Here is an 18,289-nt window from a genome sequence, read left to right on the forward strand (position 1 = left end):
TAGCGCAGTATTTACTGGGGGGGATTAACAATGCATAGGGATGAAACATCATTACATCCTGATACAGGTGTTACATCTGTAATGTTTGTTGAGCGTTCATTAAATGAAATTCGTTTTTGGTCTAGAATCATGAAGGAGCATTCTTTTTTTCTTCGCTTAGGGTTTAGATGTGAGGATACTCAACTAATTGAAGAGGCTAATCAATTTTATCGATTGTTTGAACATATCGAACAAATAGCGCATTCCTATACAAATGAAACAGATCCTGAGCAAATAAAAAGATTTAATTCAGAAGTACAACAAGCCGCAACTAATATTTGGGGATTTAAACGAAAAATTTTAGGATTAATTCTCACATGTAAATTGCCAGGACAAAATAACTTTCCATTGTTAGTTGACCATACGAGTAGGGAAGCTGATTATTTTAGAAAACGTTTAATACAATTAAACGAAGGTAAATTAGATGCTCTTCCTGATGCTATTATTAAAGAAAATGTTTTCTTTTTAAGGATTATGGCAGACCATGCTAAATTTATTGGTCATCTTCTTGATCCATCGGAAAGAAAGCTTGTAGACACAGCGCGGAATTTTAGCAATGATTTTGATGAATTGATGTATCAAGCAATTGACTTAGAATCTATGAAACCACAATCTCAAACAGTCCCACTTTTAGATCAATTTTTAGATCAAAATCGTGTGTCGGTTGCATCTCTTCGGGATTTTAAGAAAACAGCACGTGATTTAATTGAGCAATGTAAAATAAAGAGTATCATTCATCCATTATTAGCAGACCATGTTTTCCGTGAAGCTGATAGATTTCTTGAAATAATTGATATGTTTGATGTTCATCTTACAAATATTCAATCCCAACCTAGATATTAGAAGATAAGGAAAGATAATATTTTACTTTCAGCTGAGAAGTTAACAATTTATTGTTAGCTTCTTTTCTTTGTGAATAAAATTTCTTTTCATTTAGTAAATTTCCCTTCAAAGACTACATAAATCCCTTTGACCAAATATGTAATTCTCTGTAAAATGATATATATGGAAAGATTATGAATATACAGGAAATCTATGGATAGTAGATTCTAATAAATTATTCGGGGGGATTTATTAGTTAAGTATATTAACTTGTTTGCACTGAATTTTACACATAAAGGGGTATTAGTAATCATGAAAGCAAAGAAATTAGTAAGTTTAGCGTTACCAGTTATGTTATTGAGTGGTTGTATTACAATTGAAACTGATGGTAAGAAAGCTGAACCAAAGAAAGAAGAAACGCAAAAGGTAGAGAAAGAGAGTAAGGCTGCTGAAAAAGAGAGTAAGTCAACGGATAGCAAGAAAGAGGATAGCTTATCTGTAGCGAAAGGTGAAGATACAAACAGTAGTTCATCAAGTAGTCAACAAAGTTCTTCTTCAAATAATTCTACTTCTTCTAATTCTTCAACTGGTAAGGTAACTGGTTCAGATGTTGAAAGGTACAAGGCAGATATTATAAACAGTGCCACTCAAATTGAAGATACAATGAAATTAATTGAAGGAATAGCAGATTCAGACGTAAAATCATACAAACAAAAGAAAAGTGAAGTACAACTGAGTTTAGGTGGAGCAAAGGCAACCGCAACGAAATTGAAGAATCTACAAGCACCTCCTGAGTTACAAGGAGAACAGGCGAAGATAAAGCAGTCGATGGAACTGTATGCGGATTGTTTTCAACTTCTCTTTGATGCATTAGACCAAGAAGACGAGAGTAAAATGCATCAATCATTAAGTAAAGCACAAGAAGGCTCAAAACTGTTTGAAGAAGCAGCGAAGAGTATCGGTAGCAAAACTAACTAAGAATAAATTACTTAAAGGGGTATGAGGTATGAAAGTGAAAAAACTAATAGCTGCTGCAGTTCCAGTTGCCATATTATTAAGTGGTTGTGTTACAGTACAAGATTCGGCAAGTAAAGAAGAAAAGACAGAAGAAACAAGTAAATCTAAGGCTGCTGAAACGAAAGAAAAATCAACTAATTCGAAAGAAGAAAGTAAAGATGTTCAAAAGGTTCGAGTTTTAGATGAAGATTATGCACAATATTTATTAGACATTGAACAGGATATGTTAAGACGATTTGATTACTATGATGCTTCTGTAAGAGATTTGAGAAATGGAAGTAAATCAAAAGCTGAGGTATTAGATAGTATTAAAGACATCTATAAAGTATTTGATAAGATAGAGAAGATTTACGCACCGCAAAAACATAAAGAAGAACAAAAAGAGATTGAAAAAGCGACAGGTAAACTAAGAGAAACATTCGGTGAAATAGAGAAGTTATTCAACGATAAAGGCTTCAGCTTAGAGACCGATAAGGAAATCTTAAATAAAGCAAATGCAAAACTAGAGGAAGCAAAACGCATTTGGAAACCTACATTCGATAAGTTAAGATCCGAAATAAAAGGTGATACAGCCACAGAAAAATCTACTAGTACAACAAGTAGTTCTATATCGACAAACCCAACTACTGATAGTCAGGCTCAAACAGATAAAAGCCAAGCTAAAACGGGGGTATTTGTAGGTACAGTTGGTACAAGTGAAGAGTTAGGAATTAGTTATGGAAACATGGAGAAGAACATCAAAGATGGGACTGAGATTATTGGTAACTGGGGTATTGATTACGGTAGTGGCATAAAAACTACGTTAGTACTAAAAGGTGATAAAACATTTGAGTCCTATGCGAACGGTTCTTATCCGAATAAAGATAACTACTTAACAGGAACATATGCGGTAGATGTTCCATCATTCCAGTTATCTTTAAAAGTAACAAAAGCAGTTAAAGACGGTCAAGAAGTAAAGCTAACAAATGATAGTATGATGTATAAATTACAAAACTATGATGGAAACACATTACAAATTTATCATATGGACGATAACGTTCGTATTCGTTATGCAAAACAATAAATAGTTGGCAAAAAACTCTGTAATAAATTTTACAGGGTTTTTTGTTAGTTCTAATTGTATTTCTTCATTAATTTCCCTGGCGCTATCCATATTAGTATAAGTTGAGAAATCAACAAAACGATTTTCTTTTTGGAGAATGATAAGGATTCGGTTTTATTATAATTAGGGGAGAGTGGATAACGTATTGTTATCCACTTTTTTTATTTCCTAAAATATATCAACGATTTTTTCAATATATCGACTTACTGACACAAAGCGACAATGTTAAGAAGCACGATTATTGTTCGGGAAATTATTATAGAAGAAAAATATATGAAATCCACATGATACATAGCGTGCATTACGCTGTAACGCACAAGTTGCACAACCTATGCAACGATAACTAGCTTTACTCTTCATCATTTATTTGACCATACTAGACATAGAGAGGTGATAAACACAGTATGATTTTTAGTGAACGTTTAAAAGAAGAAAGGGAAAAAAGAAATTGGTCGCAAAATGATTTGGCTGAAAAAATTCATGTAAGTAGGCAGTCTGTTTCGAAATGGGAGACGGGAAAGAACTATCCGAGCATTGAAATTATTATTCATTTAAGTGATCTGTTCGGTATTACAATTGATGAGTTATTGAGGAGTGATGAAGAGTTGACGCAGAAAGTAATTGAAGATAGTAAACAATTAGCGCATCCAAAATGGAAGGTGTTCTTTGATGGTCTATTCATGCTGGGGGTATTTTTGTTTATTACAAAAATCGTTGTATGGGCGTTAAATAAGTTTGCAGGAGCAAGCATTACAATTGTTGCAGAAGCACCGTATGTAATGAATTTTTTACCGCTCCTATTAATGATTATAGGTGGTACGGTTTCTGATAAGTTGAAGAAAATATATAGATAAGAGAAAGATTTGTAAGAAATCCCCTACACTAGCTGTTCTTTTCACCCAAATTGTGTACTATAAAGGATAGGATGATATAAAGAAGGGGACGTTTAGAATGGAATTTCATGAGCAAAAGATTTTGCCGGCAGTGAGGCAAATTAAAGATTTGGAAAAGCTATTACATAGTTCGTATGAGTATATTGTTATTTTAGATATTCATGTCGGTCAATTGAAGAGTGTTGTGTCGCTCGCGAAGCAGCATAATAAAAAAGTATTTTTACATGTGGATTTGATCCATGGATTACAAAGTGATGGGCATGCGACGGAGTTTTTATGCCAAGAATATAAACCGTACGGGTTATTATCGACAAAGGCGAGCGTAATTATGAAGGCGAAGCAAAAAGGTGTCGTCTCCATTCAACGTATCTTTTTAATTGATTCTAGCGCAATGGAAAAGAGCTGTAATTTGCTAGAAAAGACGAAGCCGGATTATATAGAGGTGCTTCCTGGTGCGTTAACGGGTGTCATTGCTGAGGTGAAAGAGCGTACAGGTGTACCAATTTTAGCAGGTGGTTTTATTCGAACGGTAGAAGACGTTGAAAGAGCGTTAAATGCTGGTGCGACAGCAATTACGACATCGAAAAAAGAATTATGGAAACATTACCAAAAAAAGTGACGAAAATGTGAAAAAATTCTGTTGACACCGCTTTCATTAAGGGTTAACATTATAGACAAGTTAATAAACGTGACGGAGAAAAGAAGAGATCCACATTTTATTGTTTCTATATATATTATATAGAAGCATGTAAGCTGTGGATCTTTTTCTTTTGAAAAAAAACGAATGGCCATTCATTTTACCTCTATCACTTTTCGAAAGCATTTAAATTGATTGTGGAGGGATTTTATGTCAGCATTTTTAGGGGAATTAATAGGGACTGCATTGTTAATCTTACTTGGTGGCGGCGTTTGCGCTGGTGTAAGTTTAAAGAAATCGTTTGCGAAAGATTCTGGTTGGATTGTAATTACAATGGGTTGGGGTCTAGCGGTTGCTATGGCAGCGTATGCAGTTGGATCAATTAGTGGGGCACATTTGAATCCGGCTTTAACGATAGGACTTGCTTTTAAGGGAGCGTTCCCATGGAGTGATGTACCTATGTATATCGCAGCACAAATGATTGGGGCAATTATCGGGGCAGTTCTTGTATATTTACATTACTTACCACACTGGAAAGAAACAGAAGATCCAGGAACAAAGTTAGGTGTATTTGCAACAGGTCCGGCAATTCCGAACACATTTACAAACCTTTTAAGTGAAATGATTGGAACATTCGTTTTAGTATTTGGTATATTAGCAATTGGAGCAAATAAATTTGCAGACGGTTTAAATCCATTTATCGTAGGTTTCTTAATTGTAAGTATTGGTTTATCATTAGGTGGAACAACAGGATACGCAATCAACCCGGCTCGTGATTTAGGTCCGCGTATTGCACACTTCTTCCTTCCGATTGCAGGAAAGGGCGGTTCAAACTGGAAGTATGCATGGATCCCGGTAGTTGGTCCAATTCTAGGTGGATCACTTGCAGGATTATTCCATCAAGTTGTATTTGAAGGAAAACAAAATTCAGCACTTATTTATGTGATTATTACAACTGTGATTGTACTAACAATCTCTTATATGACAAGTAAAAAAAGTGAAGCTACTACAAATAGTAGAAAAGTAGCATAGGGGGAAACTGATATGAAAAAATATATTCTTTCATTAGACCAAGGAACAACAAGCTCACGCGCAATTCTTTTCAATAAAGAAGGAAAAATCGTTCATTCAGCTCAAAAAGAGTTTACACAACATTTTCCAAAGCCAGGCTGGGTTGAGCATAATGCACAAGAAATTTGGGGATCTATTTTAGCAGTTATCGCAACTTGCTTAAGTGAAGCAGATGTGAAGCCAGAACAAATCGCTGGTATCGGTATTACGAACCAACGTGAAACAGCGGTTGTATGGGATAAAACGACTGGAAAACCAATTTATAACGCAATCGTATGGCAATCTCGTCAAACAGTTGAAATTTGTGATGAGTTAAAAGAAAAAGGTTATAGCGAGATGGTTCGAGAAAAAACAGGTCTTTTAATTGATGCATACTTCTCTGGTACGAAAGTAAAATGGATTTTAGATAACGTTGAAGGTGCAAGAGAAAAAGCAGAAAACGGCGAGTTATTATTCGGAACAATTGATACATGGCTTGTATGGAAATTGTCTGGCGGTAAAGCGCACATAACAGACTACTCAAATGCATCACGCACATTAATGTTTAACATTCACGACTTACAGTGGGATGATGAGCTTCTAGACATGTTAACAGTACCAAAGAGCATGCTTCCAGAAGTACGTCAATCATCTGAAATATATGGAGAAACAATTGATTATCACTTCTTCGGTCAAAATGTACCGATCGCAGGTGTAGCTGGTGACCAGCAAGCAGCATTATTTGGACAAGCTTGTTTCGGTGAAGGTATGGCGAAGAACACTTACGGAACTGGTTGTTTCATGTTAATGAACACAGGCGAAAAAGCAGTAGCTTCTGAGCATGGCCTATTAACAACAATTGCATGGGGTTTAGATGGTAAAGTGAATTACGCATTAGAAGGAAGTATTTTCGTAGCTGGTTCTGCAATTCAGTGGTTACGTGACGGACTGCGTATGTTTAAAGATGCGAGCGAGAGCGAAGTGTACGCTAACCGTGTTGAATCAACTGAAGGTGTATACATAGTACCGGCATTCGTAGGACTAGGTACACCGTATTGGGATAGTGAAGTACGCGGCGCTATGTTTGGTGTAACACGCGGTACGACGAAAGAGCATTTCATTCGTGCAACGCTAGAATCTTTAGCATACCAAACGAAAGATGTACTATGCGCAATGGAAGCAGATTCAGGTATTGAACTGAACACATTACGCGTTGATGGCGGAGCAGTTAAAAATAACTTCTTAATGAAGTTCCAAAGTGATATTTTAGACGTTCCTGTAGAGCGTCCAGTGATCAATGAAACGACAGCTTTAGGTGCAGCATACTTAGCTGGTCTTGCGGTTGGATACTGGAAAAACCAAGATGAAATTAAAGCACAGTGGCATATGGACAAACGCTTTGAACCAACGATGGAAGCGGAAACAAGCGAAGAGCTATATGCTGGATGGAAAAAAGCAATTGAAGCAACTAAAGCTTTCAAATAATCATAAACAGTGTTATAATGATGACAAGTTAATAATTCGGTAGGAGATTTGGAGAGACCACAACACGCTATAGAGGCGAAATCTATAGCGGAGCTTGTGGTCTCTTTTTTCGTTATCAAAGGGAGGAATTACCATGAAATTTTCAAGTAAACAACGTAAAGACGTATTAAATGGAGTAAATAAACAAGAGTTAGATGTGATCGTAATTGGTGGAGGTATTACTGGTTCTGGTATTGCATTAGATGGGGCAACACGCGGTTTATCAACGATTGTGTTTGAAATGCAGGACTTTGCAGCAGGTACATCAAGTCGTTCAACGAAACTTGTACACGGCGGTTTACGTTATTTAAAACAACTTGAAGTGAAAATGGTAGCAGAGGTGGGGAAAGAGCGTGCGATCGTATATGAGAACGGTCCCCATGTAACAACACCGGAGTGGATGTTACTTCCGTTCCATACAGGCGGCACGTTCGGGTCATTCAGTACATCAATTGGTCTTCGTGTATACGACTTCTTAGCAGGTGTAAAACGAAGCGAGCGCAGAAAGATGTTTAACCGTGAAGAAACGCTAAATAAAGAGCCTCTTGTAAAACAAGAAGGATTAAAAGGCGGCGGTTACTACGTAGAATATCGTACAGACGATGCGCGTCTTACAATTGAAGTAATGAAAGAAGCGATTGAACATGGTGCGAAAGCTGTTAACTACGCAAAAGTAGACAGTTTCTTATATAAAGATGGAAAAGTATGCGGTGTACGTGTAATCGATTTACTAGATGGAGAAGTGTATGAAGTTTACGGTAAGAAAATTGTAAACGCAGCTGGTCCTTGGGTAGATACACTTCGTGAAAAAGATAACTCTAAAAAAGGGAAAGTACTTCAGTTATCAAAAGGTGTGCATTTAGTAATTGACCAAAAACGTTTCCCATTAGGGCAAGCAATTTACTTTGATACACCAGATAAACGTATGGTGTTCGCGATTCCTCGCGAAGGAAAAACGTACGTAGGTACAACAGATACGTTCTATGATAAAGACGCAGCTGTACCACACATGACAACAGAAGATCGCACATATATTATTAATGCGATTAATTACATGTTCCCAAGCGTGAAAATTACAGAAAAAGATGTGGAATCAAGCTGGGCTGGTGTACGTCCGCTAATTTATGAAGAAGGTAAGAATGCATCTGAAATTTCTCGTAAAGATGAAATTTGGACTTCTGAATCTGGTTTAATTACAATCGCGGGCGGTAAATTAACAGGATACCGCAAAATGGCTGAAATGGTAGTAGACTACGTAACGAATCTATTACAAAAAGAAGGCCATAGCGCATATAAGAAGAGCGATACGAAACATATGCCAATCTCTGGTGGTCATGTAAGTGGTTCACACGGATTCCCGGCATTTGTTGCGAAAAAAGCAGGCGAAGGTACGAAATATGGTTTAACGACAGCACAAGCGGAAAAATTCGCGAAATTCTACGGCTCTAACGTTGACGTACTGTTTGACTTAGCGAAAAAACATAAAGACGAAGCGAAAGAATACAACATGCCGCTAGACGTTCTAATCCCGCTTGTATACGCAATGGATTACGAAATGACAGCGAAACCAGTTGACTTCTTCGTACGCCGCAGAGGCGCTGTATTCTTCAACATCCACTGGGTATACGAGTGGAAAGAAGCAGTAATCAACTACATGGCTGCGAAACTAGGCTGGAGCAAAGAAGAGCAAATGAAATACACAGCTGAATTAGAAAAAGCGTTAAGAGATGCTGTAATTCCTGTAGATCAACAAGAGCAAGCAGCAGCGTTAGCATAAAAATAAACCGCGTGAGGGAGAGCCCTCGTGCGGTTTTTTGTTTTATTATATTTGTATAGAGTGTACTGAAGTTAACTGAGTGTAGATTTTTGTTGCTTAACAGGATATGGATACGAAAGGTATAATAAGTATTATTATACCGTTTGAATAACTTAACAATTGTAGTAGTGTATTGGAGTTGAAATGAATCAATTTATTAATTTGCTTCTACAATATCCTTATTTTGAAAAACTTAATAAAACAGACGTATCGCAAGCTATAAAAAGTGCGGGGAATATTAAAAGTTTTGTTTTAGAAAAAATTAAATAGTAGAGGATGAACAAAACGGTATGGACATTTCCAACCGTTTTTTTATGAATTTATAAAACTTTTCCATACAGTGCGTCGTCTAATATATGGGAAGGAGGAAATGATGTGGGTGAATTAACGGTAGAAGCGTTTGAAATAGAAGATAAGGAACTCCTTATCGATGAAATAATGAACAAGTATGGGCAGGAGATCTTACAACTTGTTTATTCATATGTGAATAATAAAGAGGTCGCTGAGGATTTAACGCAAGATATATTTGTGAAATGTTATAAATCTCTTCATACATACAACGGGAAGTCGAATGTGAAAACGTGGTTGTGGAGAATTGCGATTAATCAATGTAAGGACTACATAAAAAGTTGGTATAACAAAAAGGTGATCGTGACAGAGGATGAAGCTGCTTATATTGGGGTTCAAAATGATAGTGTCGAACAAACTGTTATTCAAAATGCGAAGGACCGTGAACTGGCTTCTGCAGTAATGAATTTACCGATAAAATATCGAGAAGTCATTTATCTATTTTATTATGAAGAACTATCAATTAAAGAGATTGCTATCGTAATAGAAGTGAAAGAAAACACGATAAAAACGAGACTGAAAAAAGCGAAGGAGCTTTTGAAGAAAGGATTGGAGGAATAATCAAATGGAAGATCGATTAAAAGGCCTGCGAAAATCAATGGAGAATACAACGTTTAAACATTTGAGTTTTTCTGATCAACACCGAAAGCGGGTGCGCGAAAAAATCAATGCATCACACGAAAAGGAAGAAGACATCTCGTTAGCGATTTTACAACTCCTCAGTAATGAAAAAACAGGATACGAATTGTCACAGCTACTACGAGGGAGAGGGATTCGAAAATTCGAAGGGAATGAAGGGTTCTTATATACCGTATTACATCGTCTAGAACAGAATCGTTTTATCCAATCAAGTTGGGATCATTCAGGAGCTAAATATTATCAATTAAATGATAAAGGAAACAAGATGCTGCGAAAGGCAGAAAAAGATTCTACGAAGGCACGGTTTATATTAAAAGGATTAGTACAGGAGTGAGATAAAATTGAACAAAAAAGGGGAGCGTTTTGTAAGCGAAGTTACGAATCATATTAAATCAAAAGAAGCAAAGAGCTTTGTAGCAACTGAACTAGATTTTCACTTAAAACAGGCGAAGAACACGTGGATAGAAAAAGGATTAAGTGAGGAAATTGCTGAAAATAAAGCTGTTGAACAAATGGGAAGTCCGATCAAGCTTGGCAGGGAACTTAACAAACTTCATAAGCCAAAGGTTGATTGGTTCTTACTTATTTTATTAGTGGCTGCTATGGGGTTAGGGTTTTTGCCAATAATAGCTCTTGGGCATACGAATGATTTATTAATGAACAAAGTAATTTTTGTTATTCTCGGCATTGCAGCAGCTGTTGGGATAATGCTACTTGATTATCGAAAGTTAGAGAGGTTTGGATGGCTGTTTTATACAATCGGAGTACTTATTCTGTTAACGTTAAAATGTTTTCCAAGTGGTTACGTGAATGGGGAAGCGCTCATAAAAATTGGTCCCATCAAAATTGACTGTTTAATGACGATACCATTCTTTTTTCTAGCCTGGGCTTCATTTTTTAATAACAGTAGATTAAAATTTATACATCTTTTCATGCTGTACGTATTTTCTTTATATCTATTTTTAACGACATCAATTCTTTTACCAATTTTCATTTATATTACGATGGTATTTGTTATGCTTTGGTGGAGTAAGTTAGGAAAGAAAACGGCATGGCTCATTACAATGTTACCAATTTGTTTCTTTATTATTAGGGATTTACTTTCCTGGTCTGCCGTAAAAGAATACCGGATAGCTAGAATTTTAGGATTTTTAAACCCGGAGCATGATCTATGGGATTTACGTTTAAAAGAGGTAATGTCGTCGGCAGGTTGGTTTGGTACATATGGAAATATAAAGTCTATCCCTGCTGCTCATACTGATTTTGTATTCGCAAGTTTGACTTACTATTATGGATATGTGCTTGCGCTAGTTCTTGTCTTGATTCTTTCTCTTTTTGCAGTGAGAATAATGACCATATCGTATAAAACAAATGATGGTTATGGTAAATTGCTACTCGTTGGTGGAGTAACTCTTTTTGTAGTCCATTTCATTTGTAACGTTGGAATGATCCTCGGGATATTACCACGTGTTTCTATATCATTACCTTTTATTAGTTATGGATTAGTACCAACTCTGTTTCATGCATTTATAATGGGGATCGTGCTGAGTGTATATCGGCGTAAAGATATTTCGTTTAGGATGAGAAAAACACCTTGATAAAAATCAAGGTGTTTTCGTTATACATTCAAAACTCTCCGAAGCAGCCCCCGTTACAAAAGGACTAACCTCACCAACGCTATAAAGCTGCAATTCATGCATTGCGCGCGTACAAGCAGTGTAGAACAATCTACGTAGGCTCTCATCGCTGTACACATCTTTAGAAGCATCGTAAATAATAACAGCATCAAATTCGATACCCTTCGCTAAATAAGCAGGGATAACGACGATGCCTTGCTCGTACTCGGCTGAGTTACTTTTCACAAGTTTAATATTCTCGATATGACTAAGTGCTTCGTAGGCAGCGGCGCTTTCAGCTGCGGATTTACATATAATTGCGATCGTATTGTGCTGTTGTTTTTGTAGTTCAGCAACTTTGGCAGTAATATGTTCGTGCAGTTCGCTGTCATTCGATACTTTCGTCACTGTAGGTTTCTCACCGTCACGTTCAAAGGCGTGAATGTTCTCTCCTTCTGGTACGAGAGCACGTGTAAATTCAATAATCGGTTTTGTTGAGCGATAGCTACGAGTTAAGTTGATGCCGTTCGTTTCATCTGGTCCGTATAAGCTAGTAAGCGTATTGAAGTTCACTGCTTCACTCGCATGGGCAAATATCGCTTGGTTAAAGTCTCCGAGTACAGTCATTTTTGCGGCAGGGAAGAGACGTTTTAAAAACTCGAACTGAAACGGAGAATAATCTTGTGCTTCGTCTACAAGTACGTGTTTAATTGATCTGTTCGTTTGGAAGCCTTCAATTAATTCTTTTAAAAGTAAAAATGGAGTCGCATCCTCGTAATGTAGCTTTCCTTCATCAAGCATGTTCAAAGTTAGTGAACAAATGTCATCCCATTCTTTAGGCTTTTCTCCAGTAACCCATGATTCATCTGTGAAGAGTTGTTTATATATGCCTGTAAAATTGATAAAACGTAGTGTTTGAACGCCTTTACGTAACGGTTTTAATTTTTTACGGACAATCATACGACCAAGTACTTTCGTTTCTTTTTCATAATCATTAAAGGAGTTGTCATCAAACTCGCCTTTTTTCTGTAAGTATTTATAAGCTTTTTGATATTCATCTTTACTAAGTAGTTCAATTTCTTCTTCTACCCAAGGCTTTTTCAGTTCTGTTTTTTCAATTGTGTCTGTTTGTTTATTTAGCCAATCCGTTAACTTCTCGATTCTATTATGGAAGCGGAGGGAGGAATCAGTATTATAAAATTGCTCTGTAATTTCTTTAGCAGAGGCAATCAGTTTTCCTCTAAATTTCATTCCTCTAAATAGCATGCCTGAAGATTCAAGAGATTGTCTGTACGCTCTAATCATCTCGAAAAATTGAGTAGATGCTTTAAAGCGAATGCTCGCATTTCTAGTTTTATAATTTGCGCTATTCGTTTCAGTTAGCATATATTCTAATTGCTCGTAAGGATCCTCAACATCAAATGACTTACTTAGTCTATGGTTTAAATATTCTTGGAATGTAACTTGCTGCATATTTTCTTCGCCGAGTTCTGGCAGTACGTTAGATACGTAGCTGTTGAACATGGAGTTAGGGGAGAAGAGAATGATTTGATCTGCTTTTAGCCATTCGCGATATTTATATAGTAAGTAGGCGATTCGCTGCAGGGCAGCTGACGTTTTACCGCTACCAGCAGCTCCTTGAACGATAAGTAGTCGCCCTTCATCGTGACGGATAATTTCATTTTGCTCGCGCTGGATAGTAGCAACGATACTTTGCATATGTTTGTTTGTTCCTTTTCCGAGCGCTTGTTGCAGAATTTCATCTCCAATTGTGAGGCTCGTATCGAACATGGAATCAATCTCGCCATTCTGAATAATATATTGTAATTTTTTCTCCACATTGCCGCGGATTACGCCTCCTGGTGTACTGTACTCAGCCGGTCCTGGCGGATAATCGTAGTAGACACTTGAAATAGGTGCGCGCCAATCGTATATAAGAAAGTTTTCTCCGCTTGCATCGGTAAGTGTAGCAACGCCGATATAAATTTGTTCTGCACCAATTTCTCCTTCTTCTTTGAAATCAATTCGTCCGAAGTAAGGTGCTTTATGCATACGGCGTAGTGCGGCAAGTCGATTAAAGGTGTGCTTATGGGTGATTTGTGTTACGGCTAGTGACTGAGCTTGTTGTCTTAAGTTGATAACTGTTTCAAGATAATCGTCAAAAGTATCAGTGTTAACTTTAACATCATCCCAGAAGTGTTTACGAATGTTGATTACTTCTGCCCGGCGTCTGCCAGTTTCGCTTTCCAGTTTATCGATTTGCTCCGTAATCGTTTCTATTACGTTATCCAATCGTTTTTGCTCTTGATCAAGTTTTTTGTTCATACGTAAGCACTCCTTTAAAAGTGAAAAATAGAGGTTGACTGAAGATGTGTTTTGGTGTAAAATTAAGATACGGATAAATACATTCTTTTATTTTTAGTGAATGCGTTTCTGTACTAATTTAACATAGTTTTTTAATTTAATCAATGATAATAAGATAAACCTTGGTTTCGTGCTGTACGAAATCAAGGTTTTTTTGTGTTGAATGGAGTAAGAAGGGGGAGTATATCGATTTATCGGTAAAAAACTACTACAAAATAAAAAAAGCTTGGGGCTACCCAAGCTTTTTTTACTTCATTATTTCTTTGCGTCTTTTTTAGCGTCAGCTTTTGGTTCTTCGAAAAGATCTTTCAAATCTTTGTCGTCAACTTTTACGTCAGCTTTTTTGATTTCTTTCATCATAAGATCGTTCATAAATTGAGCATCTTGTGTTTTTTCTTGAACTACTTCTTTTTTGATGTCAGCTTTTGCTTTATCGAAAGTTGCGTCAGCATGAGTCTCAGTTACTTTAATGATATGGTAACCATGCTGTGTTTTTACTGGTTCACTTACTTCATCTTTTTTCAGCTTACGAGCAGCTTCATCGAATTCTTTTACCATTTTATCTGGTCCGAAGAATCCTAAGTCGCCACCTTTTTCTTTTGAACCTGGATCTTCAGAGTACTTTTTCGCTAACTCTTCGAAAGATTTACCTTGTGCAAGTTCTTCTTTCACTTTTTTAGCAGTCTCTTCATCTTTTACAAGAATATGGCTTGCTTTAATTTCTTGCTTATAGTCCTCAAATTTTGCTTTTAAGTCTTTATCAGTAATTGCTTTTTCAATCGCTTGTTCTTGAGCTAATGAAGCGCGAACGCCATTTTTAACTGTTTCTTCTTTAAGGCCTTGTTGTTTCATTAGTGTATCGAATTGGTCACCGACTTGCTTTTTCATTTCATCGAACTTTTTGTCTACCTCTTTTTCATCGACTTTGTAGTTTTTAATAAGTACTTTTTCCATAACCATGTTATTTAGTACTTGTTTACCAGCTTGTGTCTTCATTTGATTGTAGAACTCTTCTTTAGTGATGTCACCAGCTTTAGATGTAACAATTTTGTCTGATGATGATGTTCCACATGCTGATAATGCGATTACACTTGTTGCGGCTAAGGCAAGCATAGCTTTCTTCATTCAATAAACACTCCTACTATTATGTATTTTTAATTTATCCCATACGAATGAAGAAACGCCTTATGATAGGTTATTTTCGTTCATAAGAACCTGATTAAGTCTCACTGATGTCTTTGCTTTTTTTATATGTAAAAGCACGCTTAACAGGACTTACCGAGGCTTTAGGATAAAGTTTAGATGCGTGTCGTTTATTTCATAGTATAAGCAATATGTACAAAATTTAATATATCATATTTCGACGGGTTTTCCTATTGATAAAGAAATTTTAACCAGTTTGTGTCAGATTTTGAAAGGGTACCATATTGGGCGCATGTCGCATATACAGAAAAGAGGAGGGGATGGGGGATGAATTCAAAACTTATTTTATTACTTGTACTGTTTATTTTATTAGTTATAGTAGGTATAATTTGCTTATAGAGGAAAAAAATGAGGAAGGGGCTTCCTTCCTCACTTTCCATGAAATATAATTTCTACATAACTAGAAATTAATAGAATGGTAATACATACATTAATAACTCGAAAGACACCGGGCTGGCGGCTCGCAGATATTTGTTTTCGCTCACACAGTGTATGTGTCATGAAATTCGTGTAAAATATAACAAGAAGTGCGAATGCAACAAAAACAACGGTTATAAGAGTCATGAGGCGAGACCTCCTTTTGGCTAAAATACATATACTTTATATATTGTATCATACGATATTTTGTTCGTGTTACAAAATTCAGAAATAGAAGACTTTGTGTTAGGAAGCGAGGGAGAAAATGGACGTTGTAAGAAGACTAGAACAAGCTGAATACTACGTAGACCTACTATTTAAAATGATTGATGAAGAAAAGTGTCCATTTTATTCTTTAATCATAAAGAAAAAAGCTCGTAAAAAAGACATTGAACGTATACTAAAACTTTGTGAAAAGCTGAACGAACAATATGTAGTGGAGAAAGCAGAAGGCCTTCTATTGTTTGATGCGCTATTAGATCAATTTGAAAAAGCGCTTCCACATCAGCTCGAAGTACACGAAACTGCGGAAGCGCTAGCAAAACAGGGCTTATTTGTGCCACTTATGAATGAATTCTTACGCATGATTGCGAAAGGATAAATAGATTATTTCTTAACTAATTTTTGATCGGTCTCCGTAAAGTTCTCCTCAATATTCTCTAATGATTTCTCAAAAATATCGATGAAGTCCTGTCCGTAAATATTGCGAAGGATCGCAATAAGTTCGATATTTTCTGGGAACTTACCGTAAAAATTACGAAGTTCAAGTGCCCCATTAAAAACAGAATTATTTTCAGGGTCATACTCCTCCATTAAGCGAAGTAGTAACTCTTCCCCTTTGTCTGTAATTTCAATGTACGTATTTCGTTTATCATCTTCTTTTTTAGAGAATACAAGATAGCCGCGTTCTTCTAGCTTTTTAGAGAAGTTAAACGCCGTTGATACGTGCATAACTCCAAACTTAGCAATCTCAGAAATAGAAGCCCCTTTTAAATGATAAGCGATTGATAAAATATGATGCTCGTTAATGTTTAAATCGTAAGGTTTAATCCATTGTTGCCAATCTTTCTCTACGCATTTCCATAACGCTTTCGATAATTGAGCAATACGTTGGCTGAAAATCATCGCTTCTTTTACCGAGTAATTTTTTTCTCCACTTTTCATTTACTCACCCACTTTAACATTCTTTTTTCATTATTATCTATTATGCCAGTAAAATAAAAATTAATAAAGTCTTTTTGTGAGAATTGTGAAAATTTTTCGGAAAAATAACATTCTATACAAATCATGCATAACTATGGAAGCGTTTTATGAGTCGAGAATACATGTGTTGTCTTTACATGTTAAGGGATAACATATATTGTAAATGCATAAAAACACGGCATATCTATGTGATATGCCGTGTTAAGGTCAATTCGTATGAAAAATATTTGTTATATGCAAAAAACTAAGCAGGAATATGTTTACGCTTTTTCTGGAACGGCTTCTTGTAGTTTCTCAATTGACTTTTGAATGTCTAAAATTTCTTTTTCAATATGTCGTTTGTTTTGAGAAATATCTTGTTTCCAGTTAGAAAGCGTGTCATGCATATCGTCTTTTAGTTCTTGGAATACTTCTTTACCTTCTGAAGCAGTTTCAACGATTTGACGCTTTAATAACTTCGTATCAGCTGTAATATCAGCCAATGTCTTTTTAATATCAGTTCCTTTTTCTTTCAGCTTACCGCGCATAGCTTTACCAGAAGAAGGAGTTGAGAAAAGAACGGCTAGTCCAGCAACTGCTCCGCCGCAAAGTACACCTGTAATAAAGGATTTAGCTTTTGACATAAAAGGAAACCTCCTTATTTTTCGTTCGTATTCATGATGTATAAAAGTGTGCATATCTTTAAGACAAGGGGAAGAAAAGCGAGCTTTTCTCTCTTGTACATGCTATGCACAAAAAATCATACCCCCGGCATTTTTTGTGAAGAAAGAAGCCATACAATAAATGCCAGAGGAATGGGCTTATTATGTATTACTTCTTATTATAGTGGCACTATTTCACACTATTTGCAATTGTACTTGCGATGTTTTGTAAATTTTCCATTGTGTATTCATTTTGGTGTGATTTCCAAACAGCACCGAAACCATCGTTTTCACCGTAGCGTGGAATTAAATGAAGGTGGAAGTGGAATACAGTTTGTCCAGCTTTCTCGCCGTTATTGTTAAGTAGGTTGAAACCAACTGGATTAAATTCTGCTTTCATTGCATTTGCGATTTTTGGAACGACCGCAAAAATATGTGATGCGATTTCTGGCGTTAACGCAAAAATGTCTTGTTTGTGAACTTTCGGAATAACAAGAGTATGTCCTTTTGTTACTTGACTAATATCTAAAAATGCAAGTACATGTTCATCTTCGTATACTTTTGAGCAAGGGATTTGCCCGTCAATGATTTTACAAAAAATACAATTGTCCGCTGTATGATTCATCGATCTCATCCTTTCAAATAGTCTTAGCCGTATTTTACCATAATTACATAGGAGAACAAACACGAAAAACAGGAAGCTGACTCAGCTTCCTGTTTTCTGAAGATGGATTGAAAAAGCATTTTTTATAATTTACGGTTCGCAGACACCTCATTTATTTAAGAAATGCACGGTAAATCGGCTAAAGTTTCTGCCGTAGACACCCCATTTTCAAGTGAAATGAATTGCAATCTTTTTTTAAAATGAAATTGTTTATTTTTTAAAACAGTATATGCTCTTTCGGAGACACCCCGTTTCGAAAATGAAACAAATTATCTGGTTATGTGTAAATTTCAT

At 36.2% G+C, this 18,289-nt stretch carries 18 protein-coding genes; 12 read left to right on the top strand and 6 right to left on the bottom strand.

Features of this window, described 5'->3' with window-relative positions; translation table 11 throughout:
- Positions 1–30 precede the first annotated feature (30 nt).
- The 11 genes from NSS97_RS05585 to NSS97_RS05635 all read left to right on the top strand — a co-directional run bounded on the left by NSS97_RS05585 (position 31) and on the right by NSS97_RS05635 (position 11,485).
- Complete coding sequence (locus NSS97_RS05585; protein ID WP_097993879.1) at positions 31–882, top strand: DUF2935 domain-containing protein; 852 nt, start codon at positions 31–33, stop codon at positions 880–882.
- 291 nt (positions 883–1,173) lie between these two features.
- Positions 1,174–1,839, top strand: a complete 666-nt coding sequence (locus NSS97_RS05590) for a DUF7018 domain-containing (lipo)protein (protein ID WP_000644839.1) — start codon at positions 1,174–1,176, stop codon at positions 1,837–1,839.
- A gap of 28 nt (positions 1,840–1,867) precedes the next feature.
- Positions 1,868–2,941, top strand: coding sequence for a DUF3994 domain-containing protein (locus NSS97_RS05595; protein ID WP_107887069.1), 1,074 nt, complete (start codon positions 1,868–1,870; stop codon positions 2,939–2,941).
- A 443-nt stretch (positions 2,942–3,384) separates the two neighbouring features.
- On the top strand, positions 3,385–3,834 hold the full coding sequence (locus NSS97_RS05600) for a helix-turn-helix domain-containing protein (protein WP_107887068.1): 450 nt from the start codon (positions 3,385–3,387) through the stop codon (positions 3,832–3,834).
- Positions 3,835–3,931: 97 nt separating this feature from the next.
- Positions 3,932–4,492: a glycerol uptake operon antiterminator GlpP gene (gene glpP, locus NSS97_RS05605; protein WP_000394293.1), complete on the top strand. Its 561-nt coding sequence runs from the start codon at positions 3,932–3,934 to the stop codon at positions 4,490–4,492.
- Positions 4,493–4,720: 228 nt separating this feature from the next.
- Positions 4,721–5,542 carry a glycerol uptake facilitator protein GlpF gene (glpF, locus tag NSS97_RS05610; protein ID WP_002188616.1) on the top strand — a complete coding sequence of 274 codons (822 nt, stop codon included), beginning with the start codon at positions 4,721–4,723 and terminating at the stop codon, positions 5,540–5,542.
- A gap of 12 nt (positions 5,543–5,554) precedes the next feature.
- On the top strand, positions 5,555–7,045 hold the full coding sequence (gene glpK, locus NSS97_RS05615) for a glycerol kinase GlpK (protein WP_085309574.1): 1,491 nt from the start codon (positions 5,555–5,557) through the stop codon (positions 7,043–7,045).
- Positions 7,046–7,178: 133 nt separating this feature from the next.
- Positions 7,179–8,861, top strand: a complete 1,683-nt coding sequence (gene glpD, locus NSS97_RS05620; protein WP_002030199.1) for an aerobic glycerol-3-phosphate dehydrogenase — start codon at positions 7,179–7,181, stop codon at positions 8,859–8,861.
- Positions 8,862–9,275: 414 nt separating this feature from the next.
- Positions 9,276–9,809 carry a sigma-70 family RNA polymerase sigma factor gene (locus NSS97_RS05625; protein WP_044444070.1) on the top strand — a complete coding sequence of 178 codons (534 nt, stop codon included), beginning with the start codon at positions 9,276–9,278 and terminating at the stop codon, positions 9,807–9,809.
- Positions 9,810–9,813: 4 nt separating this feature from the next.
- Entirely contained in the window at positions 9,814–10,221 is a 408-nt protein-coding gene (locus NSS97_RS05630) for a PadR family transcriptional regulator (protein ID WP_002011111.1), read from the top strand.
- A 7-nt stretch (positions 10,222–10,228) separates the two neighbouring features.
- Complete coding sequence (locus tag NSS97_RS05635; protein ID WP_107887067.1) at positions 10,229–11,485, top strand: FtsW/RodA/SpoVE family cell cycle protein; 1,257 nt, start codon at positions 10,229–10,231, stop codon at positions 11,483–11,485.
- Positions 11,486–11,491: 6 nt separating this feature from the next.
- Here NSS97_RS05635 and helD read toward each other — a convergent pair whose 3' ends face one another.
- From helD to NSS97_RS05650, 3 genes are all read right to left on the bottom strand, one after another.
- Positions 11,492–13,828, bottom strand: a complete 2,337-nt coding sequence (gene helD, locus NSS97_RS05640) for an RNA polymerase recycling motor HelD (protein ID WP_341111891.1) — start codon at positions 13,826–13,828, stop codon at positions 11,492–11,494.
- A gap of 294 nt (positions 13,829–14,122) precedes the next feature.
- Positions 14,123–14,992 (bottom strand): peptidylprolyl isomerase PrsA, encoded by an 870-nt coding sequence (prsA, locus tag NSS97_RS05645; protein WP_107887065.1) that lies wholly within the window; start codon positions 14,990–14,992, stop codon positions 14,123–14,125.
- A gap of 447 nt (positions 14,993–15,439) precedes the next feature.
- Complete coding sequence (locus NSS97_RS05650; protein WP_000172693.1) at positions 15,440–15,634, bottom strand: hypothetical protein; 195 nt, start codon at positions 15,632–15,634, stop codon at positions 15,440–15,442.
- Positions 15,635–15,752: 118 nt separating this feature from the next.
- Here NSS97_RS05650 and NSS97_RS05655 point away from each other — a divergent pair, with 118 nt between their 5' ends.
- Positions 15,753–16,088: a YhaI family protein gene (locus NSS97_RS05655; protein WP_002030209.1), complete on the top strand. Its 336-nt coding sequence runs from the start codon at positions 15,753–15,755 to the stop codon at positions 16,086–16,088.
- 5 nt (positions 16,089–16,093) lie between these two features.
- Here the strand turns inward: NSS97_RS05655 and NSS97_RS05660 are convergent, their stop codons facing one another.
- The 3 genes from NSS97_RS05660 to NSS97_RS05670 form a co-directional block, all read right to left on the bottom strand.
- A complete protein-coding gene (locus NSS97_RS05660) occupies positions 16,094–16,651 on the bottom strand; it encodes an HTH-type transcriptional regulator Hpr (RefSeq protein WP_002011118.1) in 558 nt (185 codons plus the stop codon).
- Positions 16,652–16,950: 299 nt separating this feature from the next.
- Entirely contained in the window at positions 16,951–17,313 is a 363-nt protein-coding gene (locus NSS97_RS05665) for a YtxH domain-containing protein (protein ID WP_002011120.1), read from the bottom strand.
- 208 nt (positions 17,314–17,521) lie between these two features.
- Positions 17,522–17,956, bottom strand: coding sequence for an HIT family protein (locus tag NSS97_RS05670; protein ID WP_001016832.1), 435 nt, complete (start codon positions 17,954–17,956; stop codon positions 17,522–17,524).
- Positions 17,957–18,289: the final 333 nt, after the last annotated feature.

Origin of the sequence: Bacillus sp. FSL R12-0074, assembly GCF_038005725.1 — a bacterium.
Taxonomy (GTDB): Bacteria; Bacillota; Bacilli; order Bacillales; family Bacillaceae_G; genus Bacillus_A; species Bacillus_A mycoides.